The sequence below is a fragment of the Delftia sp. Lp-1 genome (assembly GCF_020523835.1).
GTDB lineage: Bacteria > Pseudomonadota > Gammaproteobacteria > Burkholderiales > Burkholderiaceae_C > Comamonas > Comamonas acidovorans.
Genome location: NZ_JAJALJ010000001.1, coordinates 1,643,925 through 1,666,844, shown reverse-complemented (window position 1 = coordinate 1,666,844; position 22,920 = coordinate 1,643,925). Strand labels below are relative to the sequence as shown.

Here is a 22,920-nt window from a genome sequence, read left to right as displayed (position 1 = left end):
CATTCCAATGCCATGAGTCAAGTGCCCGCGCTGCAAGCCGTTCCCGACGGCATCATCAATCTGGCCGACCACGAGGCGCATGCACGGCAGCGGATGGACGACAACGCCTGGGCCTATTTCTCGGGCGGCGCGGCCGATGAGCGCAGTCTTGCGGCCAACCGCAGCGCCTGGGACGCGCTCACACTGTGGCCGCGCGTGCTCCGCCCCCTTGCAGGCGGCCATACCCGGCTGCAGTTGCTGGGCAGGGAGCTGGCCTGCCCGCTGCTGGTGGCCCCCATGGCCTTTCAGCGCATGGCCCATGCGGACGCAGAGCTTGCAACGGCCTATGCCGCTGCGGCGCTGGGCGCAGGCATGGTGCTCAGCACGCAGGCCAGCCTGCCGCTGGAGACAGTGGCACAGGCAGCACGGCTCACGCCTGGCCATGGCCCTTTGTGGTTCCAACTCTATCTGCAGCATGACCGTGGCTTCACCACGCAACTGATCAAGCGCGCAGAGGCCGCAGGCTACGAAGCGCTGGTGCTGACGGTGGACGCGCCCACCAGCGGTGTGCGGGACCGTGAACGCCGCGCGCGCTTTTGTCTTCCGCCGGGAGTGTCGGCCGTCAATCTGCAGGGGATGGCGCCACTTGCAGCCACGCAACTTACACTAGGCCAGAGCGCCCTGTTCGACGGCCTGCTGCACCATGCACCTACCTGGGATGACGTCGCCTGGCTGCAGCAGCAGACACGGCTGCCGCTGCTGCTCAAGGGCGTGCTCCACCCGGCCGATGCGCTGCAGGCTGCGAGATTGGGAGTAGCGGGCATCATCGTCTCCAACCATGGAGGGCGCACACTGGACACCGCACCGGCAACGGCAACAGCCCTTGCCCGCGTGGCCAGGGCCGTGCGCGGCGCGGGCCACGAGCTCCCCTTGCTGGCCGACGGGGGCATACGGCGCGGCACAGACGTGCTCAAGGCGATCGCCCTCGGTGCGACGGCGGTTCTGATAGGCCGCCCCGTACTCTGGGGGCTGGCCAATGCAGGCGCCGCCGGCGTGGCCCATGTGCTCAGGTTGCTGCGCGATGAACTGGAGATCGCCATGGCGCTGACAGGGTGTGCCACCCTTGCCCAGGCCACTGTGGAACTACTGGATACCGAGTAAAGCCGAGCGCCATACAGCCCTACAGACAACCAAGAATTGCAAATGCGATGAATTCTCATTTATAATTTTTCATCCTATCAATAGCCAGCCACTACTGCCTGTAGCCATGATCGTCTGTGTATGCCGCCGGGTTTCCGACCGTGAGATCGCACGCCACGCTCATGCGGGCATGAGCTTTGACGAGATCCAATTCGAATTGGGTATCGCCATGCAGTGCGGCCGCTGCGAAAGCTGCGCCCGGGATGTGGTTGCGCAATGCTGCGCCAGCCAGCCCGTGGCGGCCATCCACAACGAGGTCGCGGCCCAGACCGTCCAGCTTGCCAACAACATTCTGGAGAGCAAAGCATGGTCCTCCTCTCAGCACTTGTCGGCAGCCTGATCCTCGTCGTTACATGCACCTGGTGGATTCTGCGCAGCTGATACTCCGTCTTCCGAGCGACAGCACCCGGCTCCCATACGCTGACCGCTCCTTCTGTCTCTATGTCCCAGTCTGATCGTTTTGGCCCCCCCGGGGGCCTTGGCCGTAACGTGGCCATCGCGGGTTCGGTCGTGGTCTTGCATGCAGCAACCCTTTGGGCGATGCAGCATGGACTGCTCCAGCGCGCACCCGAAGAGGTCATCGTGCCAGCCCAGGTGATTGCGGAATTCATTTCGCCACCCGCTCCCGAGCCCGAGGCACCCAAGCCCCCTCCTCCGCCACCACCTCCCAAACCGCAGCCGGTCGTGAAGAAGGCACCGCCGCTGCCCAAGGCCATTGCCGACCCCAAGCCTGCACCTGCGGCGCCGCGCGGCACGCTGGACGACGAGCCCAAGCCCGTGGTGGAAGCACCGCCGGCACCACCCGCCCCTCCTGCGCCGCCAGCGCCTCCCGCTCCCCCGGCGCCACCGGCTCCGCCCAAGATCGAATTGCCGTCCAACAACGCGGCCTACCTCAACAACCCGGCCCCCAACTACCCCGCCATCAGCAGGCGCATGGGGGAACAGGGAACGGTCACGCTGCGCATCTTCGTGGACGCGCAAGGCCTGCCTCAAAAGATCGAGATCAGCAAATCCAGCGGCTACGACCGTCTGGACCAGCAGGCCGTGGACGGCGTCAAGAACTGGAAATTCGTCCCCGGCAAGAGCAACGGCACGCCAACCCCCATGTGGGTCACCGTCCCGGTCAAATTCACCCTCAATTGATTCTCAGGAGTATCCATGGATTCCCAATTCGGCATTGCCCATGTCTGGACGCAGGGAGACTTCGTCACCCGTGCCGTCGCCATCATCCTGCTGGCCATGTCGGTGGCCTCTTGGCTCGTGATGATCATCAAGGCCCTGGACATCGTGAAGTTCAAGAAGCTGGCGCGCAACGCCCAGGACTTCTGGCACAGCCCCGACCTGGCCAGCGGCCTGGAAAAGCTGGGCGATGACCGCTCCAACCCCTTCCGCTACCTGGTGCTCGAAGGCCGCGAAGCCACCGCCCACCACCGCAAGACCAGCGCCCACCTGCATGACACGCTGGACATCAGCGACTGGGTGACCCGCTGCATGCGCAACGGCATCAGCGAATTCACCGCCCGCCTGCAATCGGGCCTGGCCATTCTGGCTTCCGTGGGCTCGACCGCCCCCTTCATCGGCCTGTTCGGCACCGTCTGGGGCATCTACCACGCGCTGGTCGCCATCGGCCTGTCCGGCCAGTCCTCGATCGACAAGGTCGCGGGCCCCATCGGTGAAGCGCTAATCATGACCGCCCTGGGCCTGGCCGTGGCGATTCCCGCCGTGCTCGGCTACAACGCCGTGGTGCGTGGCAACAAGTCCATCCTCAACGCCCTCAACAGCTTTGCTCACGACATGCACGCCTACTTCGTGACCGGCGCCCGCGTGTCCATCGACGGCAAGGAAGCCGGCAACGTGCTGCCGCTGAAGAAAGGCGCGTAAGCCATGGCATTCGGAACAATGGATGATGACGGCGAAGAGGTGATGAACGAGATCAACATGACGCCGCTGGTCGACGTCATGCTGGTGCTCCTGATCATCTTCATCATCACCGTGCCGGTGATGAAGCATTCGGTGAACGTGGACCTGCCCCGCGCCACCAACCAGCCCGAGGACGTCAAGCCCGCCACCGTGCGCCTGGCCGTCTCCGCCGACGGCCAGTACCACTGGAATGGCGTTGCCGTCAGCGATACGCAGTTCGAGGAGAACCTCAAGGCCGAGGCGGCCAAGGAGCCGCAACCTGACCTGCATATCCAGGGTGACAAGGAAGTGCGCTACGAGCGCGTGGCCCAGGCCATGGCCGCCGCACAGCGCGCAGGCGTGCGCAAGATCGGCTTCGTGACGGACCCGGCCAAGTAGGCCGTGGCAGGCATTCCTTGCCTGGCGATCAACGACAACGGCCCTTCGGGGCCGTTTTTCATTCTCTTTGCGTTGGCAGTGCATCGGGTCGCAGGGATAGGACTGGTCCCAGAAACCACAATGCGAGTAAGTCTCACTTGATTTTCAATTGAGAATTGTTATCATTCACAAAACTTTCCAATTTTTGAGGAATTCCCTGCATGTCTGCCACTTCCGCCGCCACCTCGCATTTGTCCGGCAACTCCAACGCCCAGGCCTTTGCAGCGCTGCAGGCCGCAGCATCTGCAGCCCTGACCGGGGCCGCCAGCGGACTCGACAGCACCCTGCTGCTCAATGGACAAAAGGCTGTGACCATCGTGCACAACGGCACGCCCTACCGCCTGCAGGCCACCAAGCTGGGCAAGCTCATCCTGACCAAATAAGCAAGATTCCGGCCGTCGTCGGATGCCCGACCGGCGGCTTCTTCGTTTCATCGTGGGGCGACCTTGGGACTTCCAGTCTCAGAGGTCGATTAGCCAGCCAACAAAATCTCCGGATTTTGCGTAGCCAAGCATTTTTTCCCCGCGCTGCAGCGCAGATTGACCAAAGAAAAAGCCCCTGTCCATCGGCACAGGGGCTTTTTCTTGGCTGCATGGATCAGTCCCAAAGGACCGATTCATGCAGTATGGGTTCACCAGGAGCTATTACAGGCCCAGAGCAGCAATGCCGGCGCTGGCAACCTGCGCATCCTCGCTGGCCTTGACGCCGCTGACGCCCACGGCGCCCAGGCATTGGCCGTCCTTCATGATGGCCACGCCACCTTCGAGCAGGCCGTCCAGCGTGGGCGCGCTCAGGAAGGCCGTGCGGCCGTTGTTGATCATGTCTTCATAGCCCTTGGTATCGCGGCGGCCCAGGGCCGCCGAGCGGGCCTTGGACGGAGCGATGTGGGCCGACACGGCGGCGGCGCCATCCAGGCGCTGCAGCCACAGCAGGTGGCCGCCGTCATCGACGATGGCAATGGTCACGGCCCACTTGTTCTTCAGCGCCTCGGCTTCTGCGGCGGCGGCAATGGCCTTCACGTCGGCCAGTTCGAGTTCATGCTTGGTCTTCATAAGATTCCAATTATCCATTCCATCACAAATGTCCTATAAGCATAGCAATCGTATGAGGACTGACAATGCATGCGCAGAACAAAACATTCGAAACCAAACCATGGCGGCGGCTCGGGGTATTGCAAGTCGCGCGCAAGCCGCCACCTAGAATGGGCAAGTCGCAACAACACTCCTTCGGAGGACTGGCCACATGAATGATCAAGTCACCACACTGGGCTCTGCGGGCTACGGTGTCTCGCAGCAAGAGCGCAATCGCGTATTGCGCAACACCTACTGGCTGCTGGCCCTGAGTCTTCTCCCCACCGTGCTGGGCGCTTGGCTGGGCGTGGCCACGGGCATCACGCGCTCGCTGAGCGGCGGGTTGGGGCTCATCGTCTTCCTGGGCGGCGCCTTCGGCTTCATGTTCGCCATCGAGAAGACAAAGCACTCGGCAGCCGGCATTCCCGTGCTCCTGGGTTTCACGTTCTTCATGGGCCTGATGCTGTCGCGCATGATCGGCATGATCCTGGGCTTCAAGAACGGCTCCGAGCTGATCATGACCGCCTTTGCAGGCACGGCCGGCGTGTTCCTGGTCATGGCCTCGCTGGCCACGGTGATCAAGCGCGACCTGTCGGGCATGGGCAAGTTCCTGTTCGTCGGCGTGCTGGTGCTGTTCGTGGGCTCCATCATCAACGTCTTCATCGGCTCCACGGCCGGCATGATGGCGATCTCGGTGGCGGCCATCGGCATCTTCAGCGCCTACATGCTCTATGACCTCAAGCAGATCATGGACGGCGGCGAGACCAACTACATCAGCGCCACGCTGGCTCTGTACCTGGACCTGTTCAACGTGTTCCAGAGCCTGCTGGCCCTGCTGGGCATCATGGGCGGCGAACGCGACTGATGCCGCACGCGGAAGGCTTCGCCTTCCCTGCTGCACACCAAAGGCCTCCTTCGGGAGGCCTTTTGCATGTCCGGGATCATCATTTGTGCAAAGCGGACTCAACTTCTTCCAGGGCCTGCCGATAATCTCCTCAAGATGACCATGCCTAATCTTCCCCGCACCTTCGCCATCCTGCTGCTGCCCACGCTGCTCGCCGGCTGCAAGCTGGATGATATTCCGGGCCTGGGACCGGACCCCCGCACCGTCGCCAAGGAGGCTGAGGCCAAGGCCATCGGCGGGGCGTGCCGCCATGCCCTGCGCGGGCTGGAGGATTGCTACACGCTCAACCCCAAATCGTCCAAGGCCCTGGTGTTTGCAGGCTGGAAGGATATGGACGAATACATGCGCGCCAACAAGATGGAGGGCACGCCTTCGGTCCTGGGCCAGAGCGACCGCCGCCGCAGCGACAAGGACGAGGCGCCTGCCGAGCCGACCTCAGGCCGCAATCGCAGCTGACCCCTTTTGAGATCCGGATTTGAGATCTGGATCCGCCCGTCAAAAAGCCGTGGCCGCCCGAGGGCTCCACGGCTTTTTTCATGGCACGGGCAGCCAGGCCGTCAGTCTGCGCAGCGCTCGAACACCGCCATGCTCTCCACGTGGGCCGTGTGGGGGAACATGTTGACCACGCCTGCCGACACACAGCGATAGCCGGCCAGATGCACCAGAAGGCCGGCATCGCGCGCCAGCGTTGCGGGATTGCAGCTGACATAGACGATGCGCTCGGGAAAGCGCCAGGCCTCATGGCCTGCCGGCAGGGGCTCGGCGCCTTCGGCACCGATGCGCGCCTGGTGGATGTCGGCCAGGGCCTTGGACAGCGCAAACGCGCCTTCGCGCGGCGGATCGACCAGCCACTTGCCGGCCACGCCGTCGGCAAACAGCATCTCGGGCGTCATCTCGAACAGGTTGCGCGCCACAAAGCGCGTGGGCGCGAGCTTGTCGCCCTCTGCGCGCTGTGCGTTGTTGGCCGCGTAGTTTTCATGGGAGCGCTTGACCAGGGTATCGCTGCCCTCGATGCCCAGCACCTCGCGCGCCTGCGTAGCCAGGGGCAGGGTGAAGTTGCCCAGACCGCAGAACCAGTCGATCACGCGCTCGTCCTTCTTGACATCCAGCAGGCGCAGCGCGCGCGTGACCAGCACGCGGTTGATGTGCGGATTGACCTGGGTGAAGTCCGTGGGCTTGAACGGCATGGTGATGCCGAAATCGGGCAGGCCGTAGTCGAGCTGGGCGCCTCCCTGCTCCATGAGGTGCACGGTGTCCGGGCCCTTGGGCTGCAGCCACCACTGCACGTTGTGCTCGACTGCGAAGGCCCGCAGACGGGCCTGGTCGTCCTCGGACAGCGGCTCCAGATGGCGCAGCACCAGGGCCGTGACGGAGTCGCCGCAGGCAACCTCGATCTGCGGGCAGGTTTCGCGCGCATCCATGGAGGCGATCAGCGCGCGCATGGGCAGCAGCATGGCGTCCACATGGGGGGGCAGGATCTTGCAGGTCTCCATGTCGGCGATGTAGCGGCTCTTGCGCTCGTGAAAGCCCACCAGCACCTTGCCCTTCTTGGCCACATAGCGCACCGACAAGCGCGAGCGGAAACGATAGGCCCAGGACGGACCTTCGATGGGGCGCAGCAGCGTCTCGGGCTTGACCTTGGCCAGATGCCAGAGATTGTCTTCCAGCACGCGCTGCTTGATGGCCACCTGGGCGCCCACGTGCAGATGCTGCATCTTGCAGCCGCCGCAGGCGCCGGCGTGCAGACCGAAATTCGGGCAGCCGGGGCGCACGCGCTGGGAAGATTCGCGGTGGATGGCCGTCAGGCTGGCGGCTTCCCAGTTGTTTTTCTTGCGATGGGTGTTGGCGCTGACCAGTTCGGTAGGCAGGGCGCCGTCGATGAATACCACTTTGCCATCGCTCTTGCGGGCCACGCCCTGGGCGTCCATATCCATGGACAGCACCTGCAGCCAGCCTTCGGGCAGTGCAGGGGCGTCGATGTCGGCTTCGGGCAGGTTGTCGGGGATCTTGTTGTCGCGGGGTTCACTCATGGGGCACGATTGTCTCAGGCTCTCCCCTTGCCCTGTTGGCGGCTCCCCAAAAAAGCCCCCAACTCGCTTTTGCCTCTCAGGACCGCGGAGTGCTGCTGCGGCCCAGGTCCCGCTGCCGCTCCTGGCGCGCCCGGGCCAGTTGCTCGCGTTCGGCCAGCAGGTTGATTTCGGTGATGCAGTTGAATTCGTCCAGCGTGAACACCATGGTGGCGCCGCGCTCGATCTTGTCCACGGTCTGGTGCAGCGGCAAGGTCAGGTCCACCGGCGGGCGGTTGGAGCGGTAGATCAGTTCCTGCTCGGGCGTGTAGACGGAATAGCAGGCGGCAGACGCGGCCTGCGCCAGCGCGCAGGCGGCCAGCACGGTGATGGCACGCAGGTTTTGCACAGCAGTCATGGTGTTCCCCTCAAAACGGCGGCCCGCCTGTGTATGTACTGGGTGGCAGGCCAGGCTGCCCAGCATTATGGAGCAGCACATGCCGCGCCCCGCCAGGTGCCGCCTCCGCGCTGCAGCCGGTTCTGATTTTCAGCTTTCACAAATTTCTCTCTTGACAGAAATTTCAGGTCTACAGACACTGAGGCCATGCAACTGAGTCCCATCGCACACCGTTTCATCCACCATTGGGGCGACATGGGCAGCTCCTGGGGAGTGAACCGCACGGTCGCCCAGATCCACGCCCTGCTGTTTTTCCATGGCCGCCCGCTCAACGCGGAAGAGATTGCCGACACGCTGGGCGCCGCTCGCTCCAACGTGAGCAACAGCCTCAAGGAACTGCAAGGCTGGGAGCTGATCCGCACCAGCCGCAGGCCTGGCGACCGCCGCGACTACTTCGAGACCTCGTCCGATGTCTGGGAGCTGCTGCGCACCATCGTGCGAGAGCGCAAGCAGCGCGAATTCGACCCGACCTCCGAGATGCTGCGCGAATTGATCGCCGAGCCCGGTTTCGATGCCGAATCCCCCGACACCCAGGACCGCGTGCACGAGACGCTGCGCCTCATGGAGTCACTGGGCATCTGGACCGACGAGATGCTGCGGCTGTCGCCCTCCACGCTGGACAAGCTGCTGCGCCTGGGCGCCAGCGTGCAGCGCTTCGTGCGCTCCGAGGCCGCTGACACCCGCGTCAAGCGCGGACGCCGAGCCTGAAATTTCCGTCACAAGAGAAACTGGAGATCACCATGCGCATTCTGGTCTGCGGCGGCAACGGCTTCATCGGCCGCCATATCGTCAACCTGCTGGCCCTGGCCGGCCATGATCCCGTGGCGCGCAGCCGCCATTCCCTGCCTGCGCTCGACTACGCCAAGGCCACCACGCCCGAGGCCTGGCTGCCGCACCTGGCGGGCGTGGATGCCGTGGTCAATGCCGTGGGCGTGCTGCGCGACAGCCCCTCCCGGCCTATCGATGCCATGCACGCCCAGGCCCCCATCGCCCTGTTCGATGCCTGCGCGGCGGCCGGCGTGCGGCGCGTGGTACAGATCTCTGCCCTGGGCATAGAAGGCAGTGCCACGCGCTACGCCACCACCAAGCGCACTGCTGACGAGCACCTGCTGGCACTCACGGCAGCCGGACATCTGCAAGGCTGCGTGGTGCGCCCCAGCGTGGTGTTCGGCGCCGGCGGCGCCAGCAGCGAGATGTTCCTGTCCATGGCGCGCCTGCCGGCGCTGCTGCTGCCGCGCCCCGTGCTGCAGGCCCGCGTGCAGCCGGTGGCCGTGCGCGACCTGGCCGAGGCCGTGGCCGGCCTGGTGACGAGCCCCGAGCCCGTGGGCATGATCGAGATCGGTGGCCCCCTGCCCTTGCCGCTAGCCGCACTGATTGCCAGCCTGCGCGCGCAAATGGGCCGCGCCCCCGCCCGCGTGGGCACGTTACCCGGCTGGCTCACCCGCGCCAGCGCACGCGCTGGCGACTGGGTCAGCGCCTCACCCTGGTGCAGCGAGACACTGGCCATGCTGGCCAGCGACAACGTCACCGATCCGGCCGGATTGCAAGCCCTGCTCGGCCGACCCGGCATTGCGCCCTCCCAACTGCTGCCCACCTTGCGCCATGGATGAGCGCCGCTCCCGCCCCGTTCCTGCACCGCTGCGCACCATGTACTTGAGCCTGATCGCCGTCTGGCTGGGCACGGCCCTGGTCAGTGCCATCGAGCACCGGGGCCTGAGCGTGCAGGTGCTGGCTGATGCCGGCATCCACGATGCGCGCTGGCAGACATTCCTGGTCTGGAGCGGCCTGCTCGCCGACCTGGCCGTGGGCATGGCGCTGTGGCTGCGGCCCGGCCGGGAGAGCTATCTGGCGGCTTTGCTGCTGATGGCTGCAATGACGGTGCTGGCCACGGTGCTGCAGCCGACGCTGTGGCTGCATCCGCTGGGGCCGCTGCTCAAGAACCTGCCGATCGCAGCCATGCTGCTGCACCTGATGTCGGCGCCCGTCACGTCCAAGGAGTCCGCATGAATCTCTACCTGTTGCTCAAGACGCTGCATATCGCGTCCAGCGTGCTGCTGGTCGGCACCGGCCTGGGCTCGGCCTTCTACATGTTCTTCGCCAACCGCAGCGGCAGCGTCGCTGCCCAGGCCGTGGTCAGCCGCCTGGTGGTGCGTGCGGACTGGTGGTTCACCACGCCCTGCGTGGTCATACAGCCTGTGAGCGGCATTGCCCTGGCCCACATGGCAGGCTGGCCGTTGACCACGCCATGGCTGGCACTGTCGCTGGGCCTGTACCTGCTGGCCGGCGCCTGCTGGCTGCCCGTGGTCTGGCTGCAGGTGCGCATGGCCGCCATGGCGCGCGGCGCGCACGCAGCGCAGGCCGCCCTGCCCGCGCTGTATGCCGTCTATGCCCGGCGCTGGGAGGCGCTTGGCTACCCGGCCTTCATCGCCATGGCTGTGACCTACTACCTCATGGTCAACAAGCCGATGCTCTGGGGCGGTTGAGCATCGGCAGTGCCTTCAGTGCCTGGCCTCAGAGCTTGGCCTCAGAGCTTGGCAATGGACACTTCGGTGGACTTGACCAGGGCCACCACGTCGGAGCCCACGACCAGGCCCAACTCGTCCACCGAGCGCGTGGTGATCACCGAGGTGACCACGCCCCAGGGCGTTTGCACATCGACTTCGGAGACAACGTCACCACGGATGATTTCGCGCACCTGGCCCTTGAACTGGTTGCGCACGTTGATGGCTTGAATGGACATGTTTTTCTCCTGGGGATGAAAAGGAATCAAAGGAAGGTTGGGGAAAACGAAAAGTCAGACGGCCCAGCGCAGGCCATGGGCCGGTACGCCGGGCCAGGCCGTGGTGTCGGTCAGCGGGTTGGAGTCGGGCTCGGCGGCGGGCTTTTGCAGCACGCGGTCGAGAATGCGTTGCTCGATGGCCGCCAGCGCCACGCTGCCGTGCACGCGCGGCCGTGGCAGGGCGATGCGTTCATCCAGCGCAATGCGGCCGTCCTCGATCAGCACCACGCGGTCGGCCAGGGCCACGGCCTCCTGCACGTCATGCGTGACCAGCAGGGCCGTGAAGCCGTGGCGCTGCCACAGGCCTTCGATCAGGCGGTGCATCTCTATGCGGGTGAGCGCATCGAGCGCGCCCAGCGGCTCGTCCAGCAGCAGCAGTTGCGGGCGATGCACCAGTGCGCGTGCCAGGGCCACGCGCTGGCGCTGGCCCCCGGACAGGCGCGCCGGCCATTCGCCCTCGCGGTCGGCCAGGCCGACCTGGGCCAGCACTTCGCGGCCACGTTCCTGGGCCGAGGCGGGCAGGCCCAGCGTCACGTTGGCCAGCACGCGCCGCCAGGGCAGCAGGCGCGCGTCCTGGAACATGATGCGCGTGCCGCCCTGCGCGCCCTGCACGGCGCGGGCGGGCTCGCCGTCCAGCAGCAAGGTGCCGGCCGTGGCCTGCTCCAGGCCTGCGACCAGGCGCAGCAAGGTGCTCTTGCCGCAGCCGCTGCGGCCCACGATGGCGACAAACTCGCCAGGCTCCACCTGCAGCTGCACTTCGTGCAGCACCTCGCGCTGGCCGTAGCGCTTGGTCAGCCCGCCGGCCTGCAGGCGCACGCCACGGCGCGGTGCGGATTGGGGGGATGCGGACTGCGGCGCATCGTCGTTCTGGGCCAGGCGGTCGCTGACGTCCAGGCCATCGGCATCGAACGAGGCCTCCCAGGCCATCGCCGGCGCGGTGGTGTTCAGCTCCACGGCCTGTGCCAGCGTGGTCTTCATGCGGTTCCATCGGCTCATGTCGTGCTCCTTGTGTCACTTGGGCTGGTAGCCCGGATGCCAGCGCAGCCACCAGTGCTCCAGCGCACGCGCAAACCAGTCGGCCAGCTTGCCCAGCAGGGCGTACAGCAGGATGCCGACCAGCACCACGTCGGTCTGCAGGAACTCGCGGGCGTTCATGGTCAGGTAGCCAATGCCCGACTGCGCCGAGATGGTCTCGGCCACGATCAGGATCACCCACATCAGGCCCAGCGAAAAACGCAGGCCGACGAGGATGGAGGACAGCGCGCCCGGCAGGATGACCTCGCGGTACAGCTGCCAGCGCGTGAGGCCGTAGCTGCGCCCCATCTCGATCAGCGCGGGGTCCACATTGCGTATGCCGTGGAAGGTGTTCAGGTAGATGGGAAAGAACACCGACACACTGATCAGGAACAGCTTGGCGCTCTCGTCGATGCCGAACCACAGGATGACCAGCGGAATCAGCGCCAGCGCGGGGATGTTGCGCACCATCTGGATGGTGGAGTCCAGCAGCGTCTCCGCCCAGCGCAGCGAGCCCGTGAGCAGGCCCAGCGCCAGCCCCAGGCCGCCGCCGATGGCCAGGCCGCCCAGCGCGCGGCCCGCGCTCACCTGCACATGCTTGAGCAGCTCTCCCGACTCGGCCAGCGCCTGCGCGGCGCGCAGCACATCCAGCGGAGCGGGCAGCACCCGCGTGGACAGCCAGCCGAAGGCCGAGGCGGCCTGCCAGACGGCGATCAGCGCCAGCGGCACCAGCCAGGGCACCAGGCGGCGGCCCACGCCGGCCGCAAAGCGCAGCAGCGGCGACCAGGAATCGCCGGCCGGGGGGGCCGAGGAGGCCGGCAGCGCAGTAACGGTACGTGCATCGGACATGCGTGACTCCCTCAGCTTTGCGACGCGCGCGGCGAGTACAGGTTGGCAACGGTCTCGCCCAGCGGCCCGCCCACGCCGCCAGCCAGCCTGTCGCGCACGGACAGCGGCAGCAGCGGGAAGACCAGCTCGGCAAAGCGGTAGGCCTCTTCCAGGTGCGGATAGCCGGACAGCACGAAGGTGTCTATGCCCAGGTCCGCGTACTCCTTGATGCGGTCGGCCACGGTCTGCGCATCGCCCACCAGGGCCGTTCCGGCGCCGCCGCGCACCAGGCCCACGCCGGCCCAGAGGTTGGGGCTGATCTCCAGCTCGGCGCGCGTGCGGCGGCTGCCGCTGGCATGCAGGGCGGCCATGCGGCGCTGGCCTTCCGAGTCCATGCGCGCGAAGGCGGCCTGGGCCTGGACCACGGTCTCGTCCTTGAGACGGCTGATCAGGCGATCGGCATCGGCCCAGGCCTCGTCCTCGGTCTCGCGCACGATGACGTGCAGGCGGATGCCGAACTTCACGCTGCGGCCATGGCGCGCCGCCTTCTCGCGCACATCGGCAATCTTTTTGGCCACCTCGGCCGGGGGCTCGCCCCAGGTCAGGTAGGCATCGACCTGCTCGGCCGCCAGGTCGTGCGCCGCCTCGGACGAACCGCCGAAGTACACGGGCGGATACGGCTTTTGCAGCGGCGGGAACAACAGCTTGGCGCCCTTGACCGAGAGGTGCTCTCCTTCGTAGTCGAGCGTGCCGCCCTCATGGCTGCGCTCAAGGATCTCGCGCCAGATGCGGATGAACTCGGCCGATTGCTCGTAGCGCTGGGCATGGTCGAGGAAGACGCCGTCGCCCTCCAGCTCGGCGCGGTCGCCGCCCGTGACCAGGTTGATCAGCAGCCGCCCGCCCGACAGGCGGTCGAACGAGGCCGCCATGCGCGCCGCCAGGCTGGGCTGGTGCAGGCCGGGCCGCACGGCGACCAGGAACTTCAGGCGCTTGGTGACCGGAATCAGGCTGGAGGCGACGACCCAGGGGTCCTCGCAGGAGCGGCCCGTGGGAATCAGCACGCCCTCGTAGCCCAGGCTGTCGGCCGCGATGGCGACCTGCTTGACATAGTCGTGGCTGAGCGGGCGGGCGCCCTCGGCCGTGCCGAGGTAGCGGCTGTCGCCGTGGGTGGGAATGAACCAGAAAACCTGCATGCGCTGCTCCAGTCAGGGGACGGAATCGAGGAAGGAAATCAAAGGGCGGAAGAAGGCCGTGCCGCCGCCGGCTCGGCCAGCCGCGCGTACTCGGCCGCCGAGGGCCGCCAGACGATGTCGGCCACCTGCACCTGGCGCGGAATCAGGCCCAGCCGAAAAAATGCATCGGCCACGCGCTGCTGGTCCACCACGGTCTGCGCAGCCAGCAGGCCCACGGGGGAGCTGGGCCGGCGCGCAATGAAGCGGCTGACCACCGCCGCATCCAGGCCGCTGAAGCCGGCCACCAGGGCCACGGCCTCCTGGCGTGCGCTCTGGGCCAGGCGATCGGCGCGCGTGAGCTCGTCGAACAGCGCGCGCAGCACCTGCGGATGGCGCTCCACCAGTCCGCGAGAGGCCAGGTAGAACGAGGCGTTGCCCGACAGGCCTTCGCCATTGGCCAGCACGCGCGGGCGAATCGCCAGCTCGGTGGCCGCGTAGAACGGGTCCCAGATGGCCCAGGCGTCCACGCTCTTGCGCTCGAAGGCGGCGCGCGCATCGGCCGGGGCCAGGTACACGGGCTGGATCTCGTTCCAGGCCAGGCCCGCCTTGTCCAGCGCGCGCACCAGCAGGTAATGGGCGCTGGAGCCTTTTTGCAGCGCCACGCGCCGGCCCTTGAGGTCGGCCAGGGCGCGCAGCGGCGAGTCCGACGGCACGAGAATCGCCGAGCTCTCGGGCTTGGGCGGCTCCGCGCCCACGTACAGCAGGTCACGGCCCGCGGCCTGGGCAAAGACCGGGGGTGAATCGCCGGTCAGGCCGAAATCCAGGCTGCCTGCGGCCAGGGCCTCCAGCAACTGGGGGCCGGCCGGAAACTCCAGCCAGCTGACCTTGGTGCCCGCAAAGCGCTTTTCCAGCACGCCCTGCTGCTTGAGGATGACCAGGTTGACGGCCGACTTCTGGTAGCCGATGCGCAACTGCTCGGGCCCGGCCACGGCGGCCGGCGTCTCGGCGCGTGCGTACTGACCGGCCAGGCTCCAGCTGAAGGCGGTGGTGCCCAGCAGTTGCAGGGCCTGGCGGCGCACGCGGTCCAGGCGGGGCTTCTTGGGGATGGCGTTCATGGTGCGGACTCCTTGCAGTGGGCTCAGGGACGCGACGCGATCAGGTCCACCGGCGCGGCATGCAGCAGGTTGAGCTTGCGGGGGATGAGCTTGAGCTCGAAGAAGGTGTCGGCGATCTGCTGCTGCTCGGCCAGGATCTCGCGCGTCACGGACGAGGTGCCGAAGCGGGCACGGCTCAGGTACAGCTCGGTGATGGACTTGTCCAGGCCCAGGATGCTGGACAGCTCGGCGGCAGCGGCCGTCTGGTTCTTCGAGGCCCAGCGGTCAATCCCATCGACCTCTTCGATGGCAATGCGCAGCACATCGGCATTGCGCGTGGCGAAATCGCGCGAGGTGAAGTAGTAGGCGCGGTTGTTGACCACGCCCGTGGCATCGGCCAGCAGGCGGGCGTCCAGCGTCTTTTGCGCGGCAGCCAGGAAGGGGTCCCAGATCAGCCAGGCATCGACGGAGCCGCGCTCGAAGGCGGCACGCGCATCGGCCGGCGCCAGGAAGACGGACTGCACATCGCCGTACTTCAAGCCATGCTTTTCCAGCAGCTTGACCAGGAAGTACTGCACGTTCGAGCCTTTGTTGTAGGCCACGCGCTTGCCCTTGAGGTCCTGCACGCTGCGGATGGGCGAATCCTTGGGCACGATCACCGCCTCCAGCCCGGGGCGCGGCACGGTGGCGCCCGCATAGACCAGGGGTGCGCCTGCGGCCTGCGCAAAGATAGGCGGGGCCTCGCCCACATCGCCGAAGTCGATGGAGCCCACGTTCAGCGCCTCCAGCTGCACGGGGCCGGCGTTGAACTCGATCCAGCGCACGGATACGCCCAGCGGCGCCAGCCGCTTTTCCAGCGTGCCCCGGCTCTTCAGGATGGACAGCCAGCCCTTTTGGTGGCCCACGCGCAGCACGCGGTCGCCCGCCTTGTCCTGGGCCAGGGCCGGGCCGCCCACCGTGGCGACTGCTGCGGCAAGACCCGCGCCCAGCAGTTGGCGTCGGCGCCAGTTGGCTGTGTGTCGGGGGAAAGAATCAAACGAGACCATGACGGACATCCTTGGAAGAGTGGTGCGTGGTGCGTGGTGCGTGGTGCGTGGTGCAGGCAAAGCGCTGCCCATGCATGCGCGCGGCATGCAGCCAGAAAACAAAAAAAAGGGAAGGCGGAGCAAGGGGCAGCCGCCTGCAGGACCAGGCCTGCAGACGCGCCGCACGGAGTCGTCAGGTGCTACATCGCCGGCTGGCGAAGGCCATGGTCTCGAAGCGAGGAAAAGAGCTGGATGCCACCACGCCTGCCACACCTGCCTTGCCTGCCACTCCTGCCTTGTACATCCGCACGCCTGCCTGCGCCGTGCGGCGCGGGGCCTGCAAAGAGTGGCGGGAAGTCAGCAAGATGGACATGGCGGATCGTGGGGGTTGGCAGGGGTCTGGGAAAGCGGGTGAATTCAGTGGGTGGGCGCCGGCCGGGCCGGCGCGCCGCACTCACTTCTTGGTGTAGATCTGGTCGAAGCTGCCGCCGTCGGCAAAGTGGTCCTTGTCGGCCTTGGCCCAGCCGCCGAAGGCCTGGTCGATGGTGACCAGCTCCAGCTTGGGGAACTTGTCCGCAAACTCGGCCTTGACCTTGGCATCCGTGGGACGGTAGTAGTTGCGGCCGGCGATGCGCTGGCCTTCCTCGGAGTACAGGTACTTCAGGTACTCCTCGGCCACGGCGCGCGTGCCCTTCTTGTCCACGACCTTGTCGACCACGGCCACCGAAGGCTCGGCCAGGATGGACAGCGAAGGCACGACGATCTGGAACTTGTCGGGACCGAACTCCTTGAGTGCCAGGAAGGCCTCGTTCTCCCAGGCCAGCAGCACATCGCCCACGCCGCGCTGCACGAAGGTGATGGTGGCGCCGCGCGCGCCCGTGTCCAGCACTGGCACGTTCTTGAACAGCTTGCCGATGAAGTCCTTGGCCTGTGCGTCGCCGCCGTACTTGCGCTTGGCGAATTCCCAGGCGGCCAGGTAGTTCCAGCGCGCACCGCCGCTGGTCTTGGGGTTGGGCGTGATCACCTGCACGCCGGGCTTGACCAGGTCGTCCCAGTCCTTGAGGTTCTTGGGATTGCCCTTCTTCACCAGGAAGACGATGGTGGAGCTGTAGGGCGCCGAGTTGTGCGGCAGGCGCTTTTGCCAGTCGGCCTTGAGCAGGTTGCCGTTCTTGACCAGGGCGTCGATGTCGCCGGCCAGCGCCAGCGTGGCCACGTCGGCGTCGATGCCGTCGATGATGGAACGCGCCTGCTTGCCCGAGCCGCCGTGCGACTGCTTGACGCTCACGTCCTGCCCGCTCTTGGCCTTCCAGTGCTTGGCGAAGGCCTGGTTGTATTCCACGTACAGCTCGCGCGTCGGATCGTAGGAGACATTGAGCAGTTGCACCGACTGGGCCAACGCCGGCAGAGCCGACAGGGTCAAGCCCGCGATCAGGCCGGCGGCGACAGGAAACTTGATAAAGTGGCGGCGAATTTTCATTGGAGTGTCGGTAGAGAGTGGAGACGACGGTCTGGTGCCGTGGAAAGCATTCTCAAAGCCAACTCTTAAAACTCAAACCAATAAGATTTCAGTTTGTTATTCCCAAAACATCTGAATCTCCACAAGACAAGGACTCAATTCCCCATGGCACGTACCGTTCACTGCATCAAGCTTGGCGTTGACGCTGAAGGCCTGGATTTCCCGCCCTACCCCGGCGAGCTGGGCAAGCGCATTTTTGAAGGCGTGAGCAAGCAGGCCTGGGCCGACTGGCTCAAGCACCAGACGATGCTGGTCAACGAAAACCGCCTGAACCTGGCCGACGCACGCGCCCGCCAGTATCTGGCCCGCCAGATGGAAAACCACTTCTTCGGCGGCGGCGCCGATGCTGCGGCCGGCTACGTGCCTCCTACGGCCTGAGCCGCTTCGCGCCCTTTCACCGCCCCCGTCGCACCGCGCCGGGGGCGGTTTCATTTGCGGTGCCGCAAACGGCCGCCGCCCAGAGACCGCCTACAATGCCCGCCTTCTTGCGCTGGACGGCGCAGTGGCCGCACACCCTGCGGCGCGGGCCGGTCTTCATCCGAGGTTTTCCGTGCTTCCATCCGTCTCCCTGCTGGAATCGTTCCAGGCATCGCAGTTCACCGTCATGCTGGTGATCTACCTCGTGGCCATCACGGCCGAAGCCATGTCGGGCGCGCTGGCGGCGGGCCGGCGCAACATGGACATCTTCGGCGTGGCCGTGATCGCCTTCGTCACCGCGCTGGGCGGCGGCACCATCCGCGACATGGTGCTGGGCCACTACCCCATCGGCTGGACGCAGCACCCTGAATATGTCTACCTGGTCATCTCGGCCGGGCTGCTGACCATCGTCGTGGCGCGCCACATGCACCATCTCAAGCAGGTCTTTCTGCTGCTGGACGCCATGGGGCTGATCGCCTTCTCGCTGATCGGCTGCAACGTGGCGCTGGAGCTGGGCTACCCGCCCGTGGTGGTGGTGATGTCGGGCATGCTGACCGGCATCAGCGGCGGCATTCTGCGCGACGTGCTGTGCAACCAGGTGCCGGTCGTCTTCCGGCGCGAGCTGTACGCCAGCGTGTCCCTGGCCGTGTGCCTGCTGTTCCTGGGGCTGCGCACGCTGGAAGTGGGCTCCAACCTCAGCACCGTCGTCTGCTTTGCCGGCGGACTTACGCTGCGCCTGGCTGCCATCCGCTTCAAGTGGCGGCTGCCCGTGTTCTCCTACCAGCAGCGCTGGGAGGAGTAGTTCTGCCCCTTGCCCATGTCCGAACCCATTGACTGGCTGCCCGATGGCACGCCCTACAGCCCGCGCTTCGGCGACCGCTACCACAGCGAACTCGGCGGCCTGGACCAGGCCCGCCATGTCTTTCTGGGCGGCTGCGGCCTGCCGGCGGCCTGGGCCGATGCGCCGCAATGGCGCATCCTGGAGACCGGCTTCGGGTTCGGGCTGAATTTCCTCGTGGCCTGGGAAGCCTGGAAGGCCGATCCCCGGCGCCCGAGGCTGCTGCATTTCGTCTCGGCCGAGGCCTTTCCCGTCAGTGCCGACGCCATGCGCCAGGCCATGCCGCGCGAGCCAGGATTGCGCCTGCTGGCCGAGGAGCTGGCCACCCGGTTCCAGGGCCTGCTGCCCGGCGTGCACCGCCTCGCCTTCGAGCAGGGGCGCGTGCTGCTGACGCTGTACATCGGTGATGCCCAGGCCATGCTGCGGCGCCAGCAGCTCACGGCCGACAGCATCTACCTGGACGGCTTCACGCCGGAACTCAACCCCGACCTCTGGAGTGCTGACACCCTGCGCGCGCTGGCGCGCCATTGCCGGCGCGGTACGCAGCTGTCCACCTGGTGCGTGGCGCGCACGGTGCGCGACGGCCTGGCCCAGCACGGCTTTCAGGTGCGCAAGGTGGATGGCGTGCGCCCCAAGCGCCACAACCTGCATGCCGTCTTCGACCCGGCCTGGCAACCGCGCGGGCCGCGTGCGCAGCCGAAGGAACCCATCACCCCACGGCGCTGCATGGTGCTGGGTGCAGGCATCGCCGGCGCGGCCGCTGCCGCCAGCCTGTCGCGCCGTGGCTGGCAGGTCACCGTGCTGGATGCTGCCGACGCGCCTGCAGCGGGCGCTTCGGCCCTGCCCGCGGGCCTGTTCTGCCCCCATGTCTCGCCCGATGACAGCCTGCTGTCCCGCCTGAGCCGCGACGGCGCACGCCTGACCCTGGCGCAGCTGCAAATGCTCTCCGGCCAGGGCCTGCTGCAACCGGGCACGGACTGGTGCGATACCGGCGTGCTGGAGCACGGCGTGGAAGCCGCCCCGCGGCTGCCGCGCGACTGGCAATCCCCCGGCCCGGGCGACCACTGGAGCCGGCCCGCCAGCGCCGATCAACTCTCGGCGGCCGGCCTGCCCGCCGACGCCCCGGCCTGCTGGCATGTGCAGGCCGGCTGGGTACGCCCGGCGCGGCTGGTGCAGGCGCAGCTGGCGCTGCCGGGCGTGCGCTGGCAGGGCCGTGCCTGCGTGGCGCGTCTTGCATGCACCGATACAGCAGGTGGCGCGCCCGTCTGGCAGGCCCTGGATGAACAGGGCAATCTGCTGGCCGAGGCTGAACTGGTCGTTCTCGCCCTGGGCCCCGCAACCAATGCGCTGCTGGAGCACAGCCTGGGCGCCCAGGCCGCCTGGCCGCTGCAGCCCATTCGCGGCCAGGTCAGCTGGGATGTGCACACCCCGGCCAGCGCGCAGGCCATGCCGCCCTTTCCCGTCAACGGCCATGGCAACCTGGTGCCTGCCATGCCGCTGCCCGGCGATGCAGCCGGGCCAGGCTGGGTCATGGGATCGACCTTCGAGCGCGACCAGACCGCGCTGCCGCCAAGCCCCGAAGACCAGGCCGCCGCCCAGGCAGCCAATGGCGCCAAGCTGGCGCAGCTGCTGCCAGGTGCCTACCAGGGCCTGCAAGGCTTCTTCGACACGCCACCGCGCGCCACCTGGGGCGCCGTGCGCGTGGCCTCGCCAGACCGGCTGCCCGTGGTCGGACCGGTGTCCGATCAGGCTCCTGGCCTGTGGGCGCTGACGGCCATGGGCTCGCGCGGGCTCACCCTGTCGCTGCTGTGCGGCGAGCTGCTGGCAGCACGCCTGCACGACGAACCGCTGCCCCTGGACGCCAGGCTGGCGGCTGCCCTGGCCAGCGAGCGCCTGGGCCGCAGGCGCTGAGCCGTTGAACCGCCCGGCCGCTGAACGGCCCGGCATTCACACAACGGCCTGAAAGAAAACCCGAGTCTTCCCGCAGACGGTTTTTTGTCACTCGTTATGTTTTCTAGTGCATATCGCTAGAATCCGGAACCTGTTTTCAAAAGGAAACAACCAGCCGCTCCCCGCGTTCAACCACACAAGAACCTGAAACCGTGACCCGCCAGCCCCGCTCCTGCGCTCCCGCATCCTCACCCGCCCTCTGCTCACCCTCGTTCCGCCTTCGCTCCACGCTGACACAAGCCCTGCTGCTCGCAGGCCTGGCCGCCAGCACGCAGGCGCAAGCCCAGGTCGAGGCCCCATCGGGTGCGCCTGCAGCCCAGGCTTCGCAGACCTTCCAGTTGGGCACGGTTGATGTGCACGGTGCGCGTGATGAAGCACAGGCCATATCCGGCGATGAACAGCGACTGGGCGCCGCCGAGATGCGCCAGCGCAATGCCGACACCGTGGCCGACGCCGTGCGCCTGCTGCCGGGCGCCACGCTGTCGCGCAACAATCGCAACGAGGAAATGATCTACCTGCGCGGCTTCGATCCGCGCCAGGTGCCGGTCTTCGTGGACGGCGTGCCGCTGTACGTGCCCTATGACGGCTATGTGGACTTCGGCCGCTTCACCACCTTCGACCTGTCCGAGATCCGCGTGGCCAAGGCCGGCGCCTCGCTGATGTATGGCCCCAATACGCTGGGCGGCGCCATCAACCTGGTCACGCGCAAGCCGGTCAAATCGTTCGAGGGCGATGCACGCATCGGCGCAGGCGCAGGCGGCGAACGCAAGGCCGCCGTGAACCTGGGCGGCAACCTGGGCACCTGGTACTACCAGCTTGGCGCCTCCTACCTGGACGCGGACAGTTTTCCGCTGCCCAAGGGCTTCAAGGACTTCAAGAAGCAGCCCACCGACACGGGCAACTACCGCGACAACGCCTACCGCACGGACAAGCGGCTGTCGTTCAAGCTGGGCCTGACGCCCAATGCCACGGACGAATACGCGCTGGGCTATGTGCGCCAGGAAGGCGAGAAGGGCAACCCCGTGTATACCGGCAGCGCCACGGGCAAGAACGTCATCCGCTACTGGCGCTGGCCCTACTGGGACAAGGACAGCGTGTACTTTCTGAGCACCACGCGCATCAATGCCGACAACCTGCTCAAGACACGCATCTACCACGACACCTACCAAAACGGCCTGGACATGTACACGGACGCGAGCTACACGCGCCATGACCCCACCAGCAGCTACAAGGACGTGAGCCAGGGCGCCAGCGTCGAGTGGGCCAACTACAGTTTCAAGGGCCATGCGCTGCGCCTGGGCGCGCACTACAAGATCGACGAGCACACCGATGCCGCCTCGGCCAAGGACCCCAGCAAGCACTACCGCGACGTGACGCGCTCGCTGGTCGTCGAGGACACGATCTCCCTGGCCGAACGCTGGAGCCTGAACCTGGCGCTCAGCCACGACCAGCGCGATGCGCGCGAGGTCTACCAGTGGCCCACGGGCTCCGCCAGCGCGACCAATGGCGTGGCCAAGCTCGGCTATGCGCTGGGCGGTGGCAGCGAGGCGTATTTCATCGCCTCGCACAAGACGCGCTTTCCCACCATCAAGGACCGCTACTCGGCACGCATGGGCACAGCTCTGGCCAACCCCGACCTGCAGCCCGAGACCGCCAACCACCTGGAGCTGGGCGTCAGCGGCTCGCCCTGGCAGGGCGGCCAGGGCCAGGCCGCGCTGTTCTACAGCCGCGTGCGCAACCAGATCCAGACCGTGGTCGTGGCCTCGGCCGAATGCGGCGGCACCACCTGCAACCAGGCGCAGAACGTGGGGCGCACGCGCAACATCGGCATGGAGCTGTCCCTGGCCCAGCAACTGTCCGCGCAATGGGGCGTAAACGCCGGCTACACCTACCTGAACCGCCGCAACACCAGCGACTCCAGCATCACGCTGACCAACACGCCGCGCCACCGCCTGTTGGCCGGTGTCCAGTGGCGTCCGCTGGCGCAGTGGGAATTCAATGCCGAGGTCGAGACCGAGAAGGGCCGCTACGTGCCGCTGTCGGGCAGCGGCCAGTTGCAGACGCTCAAGCTGCCCGACTACGGCATTGCCAACCTGCGCGCACGCTACAAGCCGCGCAGCGACATCACCGTGGACTTTGGCGTGGCCAATATCGGCGACAAGTGGTACCAGTTCGATGACGGCCTGCCCATGCCTGGCCGCAGCTGGTATGTCAACCTGGGCTATCGCTTCTGAGGAGCGGACCTGGCGCGAAGCGCCCGCCCACGTCTGCCTGCGCTCCGGGTCCAGCCAAGCTGCCCATGGTCAACGACACCGGGGTCGGGCAGGAGTACAA

Annotated in this window: 27 protein-coding genes; 16 read left to right on the top strand and 11 right to left on the bottom strand. The window is 66.7% G+C overall.

The genetic code is table 11. The annotated features are described in order from the left end of the window. Nucleotides 1–12: 12 nt before the first annotated feature. From LGR64_RS07345 to hemP, 6 genes are all read left to right on the top strand, one after another. Nucleotides 13–1,140 carry an alpha-hydroxy acid oxidase gene (locus LGR64_RS07345; RefSeq protein WP_141831221.1) on the top strand — a complete coding sequence of 376 codons (1,128 nt, stop codon included), beginning with the start codon at nucleotides 13–15 and terminating at the stop codon, nucleotides 1,138–1,140. A gap of 106 nt (nucleotides 1,141–1,246) precedes the next feature. Further along, nucleotides 1,247–1,519 (top strand): (2Fe-2S)-binding protein, encoded by a 273-nt coding sequence (locus tag LGR64_RS07340; RefSeq protein WP_012206420.1) that lies wholly within the window; start codon nucleotides 1,247–1,249, stop codon nucleotides 1,517–1,519. 101 nt (nucleotides 1,520–1,620) lie between these two features. Next, the gene (locus tag LGR64_RS07335) at nucleotides 1,621–2,322 is read left to right on the top strand and encodes an energy transducer TonB (RefSeq protein ID WP_230355165.1); all 702 of its coding nucleotides are present in this window, start codon (nucleotides 1,621–1,623) and stop codon (nucleotides 2,320–2,322) included. A 15-nt stretch (nucleotides 2,323–2,337) separates the two neighbouring features. Continuing rightward, nucleotides 2,338–3,060, top strand: a complete 723-nt coding sequence (locus LGR64_RS07330; RefSeq protein ID WP_012206422.1) for a MotA/TolQ/ExbB proton channel family protein — start codon at nucleotides 2,338–2,340, stop codon at nucleotides 3,058–3,060. 3 nt (nucleotides 3,061–3,063) lie between these two features. After that, nucleotides 3,064–3,477 (top strand): ExbD/TolR family protein, encoded by a 414-nt coding sequence (locus LGR64_RS07325; RefSeq protein WP_013801671.1) that lies wholly within the window; start codon nucleotides 3,064–3,066, stop codon nucleotides 3,475–3,477. A 200-nt stretch (nucleotides 3,478–3,677) separates the two neighbouring features. Continuing rightward, the gene (gene hemP / locus LGR64_RS07320) at nucleotides 3,678–3,899 is read left to right on the top strand and encodes a hemin uptake protein HemP (RefSeq protein WP_012206424.1); all 222 of its coding nucleotides are present in this window, start codon (nucleotides 3,678–3,680) and stop codon (nucleotides 3,897–3,899) included. 261 nt (nucleotides 3,900–4,160) lie between these two features. Here the strand turns inward: hemP and LGR64_RS07315 are convergent, their stop codons facing one another. Next, a complete protein-coding gene (locus LGR64_RS07315) occupies nucleotides 4,161–4,568 on the bottom strand; it encodes a GlcG/HbpS family heme-binding protein (RefSeq protein WP_063325750.1) in 408 nt (135 codons plus the stop codon). A gap of 190 nt (nucleotides 4,569–4,758) precedes the next feature. Between LGR64_RS07315 and LGR64_RS07310 the strand changes: the two genes are divergently transcribed. Together LGR64_RS07310 and LGR64_RS07305 are read left to right on the top strand one after the other, a co-directional pair. Next, nucleotides 4,759–5,451: a Bax inhibitor-1/YccA family protein gene (locus LGR64_RS07310; RefSeq protein ID WP_012206426.1), complete on the top strand. Its 693-nt coding sequence runs from the start codon at nucleotides 4,759–4,761 to the stop codon at nucleotides 5,449–5,451. A gap of 66 nt (nucleotides 5,452–5,517) precedes the next feature. After that, nucleotides 5,518–5,946, top strand: a complete 429-nt coding sequence (locus LGR64_RS07305; RefSeq protein ID WP_012206427.1) for a hypothetical protein — start codon at nucleotides 5,518–5,520, stop codon at nucleotides 5,944–5,946. Between the two features lie 101 nt (nucleotides 5,947–6,047). On the opposite strand, the gene rlmD is transcribed toward LGR64_RS07305, so the two are convergent. Continuing rightward, the gene (gene rlmD, locus LGR64_RS07300) at nucleotides 6,048–7,520 is read right to left on the bottom strand and encodes a 23S rRNA (uracil(1939)-C(5))-methyltransferase RlmD (RefSeq protein ID WP_034395354.1); all 1,473 of its coding nucleotides are present in this window, start codon (nucleotides 7,518–7,520) and stop codon (nucleotides 6,048–6,050) included. Nucleotides 7,521–7,596: 76 nt separating this feature from the next. Beyond that, nucleotides 7,597–7,914 carry a hypothetical protein gene (locus LGR64_RS07295; RefSeq protein WP_013801667.1) on the bottom strand — a complete coding sequence of 106 codons (318 nt, stop codon included), beginning with the start codon at nucleotides 7,912–7,914 and terminating at the stop codon, nucleotides 7,597–7,599. Between the two features lie 186 nt (nucleotides 7,915–8,100). Between LGR64_RS07295 and LGR64_RS07290 the strand changes: the two genes are divergently transcribed. From LGR64_RS07290 to LGR64_RS07275, 4 genes are read left to right on the top strand one after another with little or no spacing between them, the layout of a single operon-like run. Beyond that, nucleotides 8,101–8,661 carry a GbsR/MarR family transcriptional regulator gene (locus LGR64_RS07290; protein ID WP_012206430.1) on the top strand — a complete coding sequence of 187 codons (561 nt, stop codon included), beginning with the start codon at nucleotides 8,101–8,103 and terminating at the stop codon, nucleotides 8,659–8,661. Nucleotides 8,662–8,693: 32 nt separating this feature from the next. Next, nucleotides 8,694–9,563, top strand: a complete 870-nt coding sequence (locus tag LGR64_RS07285; protein WP_230355164.1) for an NAD-dependent epimerase/dehydratase family protein — start codon at nucleotides 8,694–8,696, stop codon at nucleotides 9,561–9,563. Beyond that, nucleotides 9,556–9,960, top strand: coding sequence for a DoxX-like family protein (locus LGR64_RS07280; RefSeq protein ID WP_230355163.1), 405 nt, complete (start codon nucleotides 9,556–9,558; stop codon nucleotides 9,958–9,960). The genes LGR64_RS07285 and LGR64_RS07280 overlap by 8 nt, the downstream gene beginning before the upstream one ends. Further along, on the top strand, nucleotides 9,957–10,436 hold the full coding sequence (locus LGR64_RS07275) for a DUF2269 family protein (RefSeq protein WP_012206433.1): 480 nt from the start codon (nucleotides 9,957–9,959) through the stop codon (nucleotides 10,434–10,436). Before LGR64_RS07280 ends, LGR64_RS07275 begins: the two co-directional genes overlap by 4 nt. 41 nt (nucleotides 10,437–10,477) lie before the next feature. Here the strand turns inward: LGR64_RS07275 and LGR64_RS07270 are convergent, their stop codons facing one another. The 8 genes from LGR64_RS07270 to LGR64_RS07235 form a co-directional block, all read right to left on the bottom strand. Beyond that, complete coding sequence (locus LGR64_RS07270) at nucleotides 10,478–10,693, bottom strand: TOBE domain-containing protein (protein ID WP_012206434.1); 216 nt, start codon at nucleotides 10,691–10,693, stop codon at nucleotides 10,478–10,480. A gap of 54 nt (nucleotides 10,694–10,747) precedes the next feature. After that, a complete protein-coding gene (locus LGR64_RS07265) occupies nucleotides 10,748–11,728 on the bottom strand; it encodes an ATP-binding cassette domain-containing protein (protein WP_047218081.1) in 981 nt (326 codons plus the stop codon). Between the two features lie 15 nt (nucleotides 11,729–11,743). Further along, nucleotides 11,744–12,595: an aliphatic sulfonate ABC transporter permease SsuC gene (gene ssuC / locus LGR64_RS07260; protein ID WP_047218080.1), complete on the bottom strand. Its 852-nt coding sequence runs from the start codon at nucleotides 12,593–12,595 to the stop codon at nucleotides 11,744–11,746. Nucleotides 12,596–12,606: 11 nt separating this feature from the next. Then, entirely contained in the window at nucleotides 12,607–13,767 is a 1,161-nt protein-coding gene (ssuD, locus tag LGR64_RS07255) for an FMNH2-dependent alkanesulfonate monooxygenase (protein WP_230355162.1), read from the bottom strand. Between the two features lie 38 nt (nucleotides 13,768–13,805). Continuing rightward, a complete protein-coding gene (locus LGR64_RS07250) occupies nucleotides 13,806–14,861 on the bottom strand; it encodes an aliphatic sulfonate ABC transporter substrate-binding protein (RefSeq protein ID WP_043820577.1) in 1,056 nt (351 codons plus the stop codon). Nucleotides 14,862–14,884: 23 nt separating this feature from the next. Next, nucleotides 14,885–15,886, bottom strand: coding sequence for a sulfonate ABC transporter substrate-binding protein (locus LGR64_RS07245; RefSeq protein ID WP_016448337.1), 1,002 nt, complete (start codon nucleotides 15,884–15,886; stop codon nucleotides 14,885–14,887). 172 nt (nucleotides 15,887–16,058) lie between these two features. Beyond that, on the bottom strand, nucleotides 16,059–16,238 hold the full coding sequence (locus LGR64_RS07240; protein WP_230355161.1) for a hypothetical protein: 180 nt from the start codon (nucleotides 16,236–16,238) through the stop codon (nucleotides 16,059–16,061). 81 nt (nucleotides 16,239–16,319) lie between these two features. Beyond that, nucleotides 16,320–17,342 carry a sulfate ABC transporter substrate-binding protein gene (locus LGR64_RS07235; RefSeq protein WP_012206440.1) on the bottom strand — a complete coding sequence of 341 codons (1,023 nt, stop codon included), beginning with the start codon at nucleotides 17,340–17,342 and terminating at the stop codon, nucleotides 16,320–16,322. 144 nt (nucleotides 17,343–17,486) lie between these two features. Here LGR64_RS07235 and LGR64_RS07230 point away from each other — a divergent pair, with 144 nt between their 5' ends. The 4 genes from LGR64_RS07230 to LGR64_RS07215 all read left to right on the top strand — a co-directional run bounded on the left by LGR64_RS07230 (nucleotide 17,487) and on the right by LGR64_RS07215 (nucleotide 22,820). After that, nucleotides 17,487–17,759 (top strand): oxidative damage protection protein, encoded by a 273-nt coding sequence (locus tag LGR64_RS07230; RefSeq protein ID WP_012206441.1) that lies wholly within the window; start codon nucleotides 17,487–17,489, stop codon nucleotides 17,757–17,759. A gap of 172 nt (nucleotides 17,760–17,931) precedes the next feature. Beyond that, nucleotides 17,932–18,600 carry a trimeric intracellular cation channel family protein gene (locus LGR64_RS07225; protein WP_012206442.1) on the top strand — a complete coding sequence of 223 codons (669 nt, stop codon included), beginning with the start codon at nucleotides 17,932–17,934 and terminating at the stop codon, nucleotides 18,598–18,600. 15 nt (nucleotides 18,601–18,615) lie between these two features. Then, a complete protein-coding gene (gene mnmC / locus LGR64_RS07220) occupies nucleotides 18,616–20,547 on the top strand; it encodes an FAD-dependent 5-carboxymethylaminomethyl-2-thiouridine(34) oxidoreductase MnmC (RefSeq protein WP_230355160.1) in 1,932 nt (643 codons plus the stop codon). 191 nt (nucleotides 20,548–20,738) lie between these two features. Next, complete coding sequence (locus tag LGR64_RS07215; protein ID WP_230355159.1) at nucleotides 20,739–22,820, top strand: TonB-dependent receptor plug domain-containing protein; 2,082 nt, start codon at nucleotides 20,739–20,741, stop codon at nucleotides 22,818–22,820. Nucleotides 22,821–22,920 lie beyond the last annotated feature (100 nt).

Excerpts from the sequence above, each read along its gene's own strand:
- LGR64_RS07285 (WP_230355164.1), top strand. The coding sequence starts at position 8,694 with ATGCGCATTCTGGTCTGCGGCGGCAACGGCTTCATCGGCCGCCATATC.
- LGR64_RS07230 (WP_012206441.1), top strand. The coding sequence starts at position 17,487 with ATGGCACGTACCGTTCACTGCATCAAGCTTGGCGTTGACGCTGAAGGC.
- LGR64_RS07335 (WP_230355165.1), top strand. The coding sequence starts at position 1,621 with ATGTCCCAGTCTGATCGTTTTGGCCCCCCCGGGGGCCTTGGCCGTAAC.
- LGR64_RS07330 (WP_012206422.1), top strand. The coding sequence starts at position 2,338 with ATGGATTCCCAATTCGGCATTGCCCATGTCTGGACGCAGGGAGACTTC.
- LGR64_RS07290 (WP_012206430.1), top strand. The coding sequence starts at position 8,101 with ATGCAACTGAGTCCCATCGCACACCGTTTCATCCACCATTGGGGCGAC.
- hemP (WP_012206424.1), top strand. The coding sequence starts at position 3,678 with ATGTCTGCCACTTCCGCCGCCACCTCGCATTTGTCCGGCAACTCCAAC.
- LGR64_RS07270 (WP_012206434.1), bottom strand. The coding sequence starts at position 10,693 with ATGTCCATTCAAGCCATCAACGTGCGCAACCAGTTCAAGGGCCAGGTG.
- LGR64_RS07310 (WP_012206426.1), top strand. The coding sequence starts at position 4,759 with ATGAATGATCAAGTCACCACACTGGGCTCTGCGGGCTACGGTGTCTCG.
- LGR64_RS07250 (WP_043820577.1), bottom strand. The coding sequence starts at position 14,861 with ATGAACGCCATCCCCAAGAAGCCCCGCCTGGACCGCGTGCGCCGCCAG.
- LGR64_RS07245 (WP_016448337.1), bottom strand. The coding sequence starts at position 15,886 with ATGGTCTCGTTTGATTCTTTCCCCCGACACACAGCCAACTGGCGCCGA.
- LGR64_RS07235 (WP_012206440.1), bottom strand. The coding sequence starts at position 17,342 with ATGAAAATTCGCCGCCACTTTATCAAGTTTCCTGTCGCCGCCGGCCTG.
- ssuC (WP_047218080.1), bottom strand. The coding sequence starts at position 12,595 with ATGTCCGATGCACGTACCGTTACTGCGCTGCCGGCCTCCTCGGCCCCC.
- LGR64_RS07325 (WP_013801671.1), top strand. The coding sequence starts at position 3,064 with ATGGCATTCGGAACAATGGATGATGACGGCGAAGAGGTGATGAACGAG.
- rlmD (WP_034395354.1), bottom strand. The coding sequence starts at position 7,520 with ATGAGTGAACCCCGCGACAACAAGATCCCCGACAACCTGCCCGAAGCC.
- LGR64_RS07240 (WP_230355161.1), bottom strand. The coding sequence starts at position 16,238 with ATGTCCATCTTGCTGACTTCCCGCCACTCTTTGCAGGCCCCGCGCCGC.
- LGR64_RS07305 (WP_012206427.1), top strand. The coding sequence starts at position 5,518 with ATGTCCGGGATCATCATTTGTGCAAAGCGGACTCAACTTCTTCCAGGG.
- LGR64_RS07340 (WP_012206420.1), top strand. The coding sequence starts at position 1,247 with ATGATCGTCTGTGTATGCCGCCGGGTTTCCGACCGTGAGATCGCACGC.
- LGR64_RS07265 (WP_047218081.1), bottom strand. The coding sequence starts at position 11,728 with ATGAGCCGATGGAACCGCATGAAGACCACGCTGGCACAGGCCGTGGAG.
- LGR64_RS07280 (WP_230355163.1), top strand. The coding sequence starts at position 9,556 with ATGGATGAGCGCCGCTCCCGCCCCGTTCCTGCACCGCTGCGCACCATG.
- LGR64_RS07295 (WP_013801667.1), bottom strand. The coding sequence starts at position 7,914 with ATGACTGCTGTGCAAAACCTGCGTGCCATCACCGTGCTGGCCGCCTGC.
- LGR64_RS07345 (WP_141831221.1), top strand. The coding sequence starts at position 13 with ATGAGTCAAGTGCCCGCGCTGCAAGCCGTTCCCGACGGCATCATCAAT.
- mnmC (WP_230355160.1), top strand. The coding sequence starts at position 18,616 with ATGTCCGAACCCATTGACTGGCTGCCCGATGGCACGCCCTACAGCCCG.
- LGR64_RS07315 (WP_063325750.1), bottom strand. The coding sequence starts at position 4,568 with ATGAAGACCAAGCATGAACTCGAACTGGCCGACGTGAAGGCCATTGCC.
- ssuD (WP_230355162.1), bottom strand. The coding sequence starts at position 13,767 with ATGCAGGTTTTCTGGTTCATTCCCACCCACGGCGACAGCCGCTACCTC.
- LGR64_RS07275 (WP_012206433.1), top strand. The coding sequence starts at position 9,957 with ATGAATCTCTACCTGTTGCTCAAGACGCTGCATATCGCGTCCAGCGTG.